Source organism: Coprococcus intestinihominis (genome assembly GCF_040096555.1).
Classification (GTDB): Bacteria; Bacillota; Clostridia; order Lachnospirales; family Lachnospiraceae; genus Coprococcus_A; species Coprococcus_A intestinihominis.
Genome location: NZ_JBBMEK010000528.1, coordinates 1 through 617 on the forward strand (window position 1 = coordinate 1; position 617 = coordinate 617).

Consider the following 617-nt stretch of genomic DNA (forward strand, 5'->3'; position numbering starts at 1 on the left):
TGGCAATCGTTGAGTTTGCCCGCCATGTACTGGGTTATACAGATGCACACAGTTCCGAGCTGAATCCGAACACAACGCATCCTGTCATCCATATTATGCCTGATCAGCACAATGTGACAGATCTCGGCGGTACCCTTCGTCTCGGTGCATACAAATGCGTCCTTGATGAAAACTCCAAAGCCTATGCGCTTTACGGCGAGAAAGTCATCGAAGAACGTCACAGACATCGTTATGAAGTCAACAATGAATACCGTGATGTTCTCACAGAAAACGGTATGCAGCTCTGCGGTATTTCCCCTGATGGCCGTATCGTTGAAATGATTGAATTAAAGGATCATCCATGGTTTATTGCCACTCAGGCACATCCGGAATTCAAATCCCGTCCGAATAAACCGCATCCGCTGTTCAAGGGCTTTATTGAAGCCGCTCTGAAGTATGAAGACATCCTTCAGGCCGAAGCTGAAGCTGAATCACCTGCTGATGCTGAATAATTAGCTGAATAATTAATCCGCGTAAACTATGAGAAACACGCTCCGCGAGTTTCTCAAGTTATCGCGACCTCTACACTCCGTTTCGGTCGTTGCTAAACAAGCGCCACTGGCGCTTAGCAACGCCAA

1 protein-coding gene is annotated in these 617 nt (G+C 47.3%); it reads left to right on the forward strand.

Annotated features, from left to right (window positions below):
• A partial coding sequence (locus WMO25_RS18650) for a glutamine amidotransferase-related protein (RefSeq protein ID WP_435384328.1) occupies nucleotides 1-491 on the forward strand: 491 nt, incomplete at its 5' end.
• Between the last annotated feature and the right edge of the window lie 126 nt (nucleotides 492-617).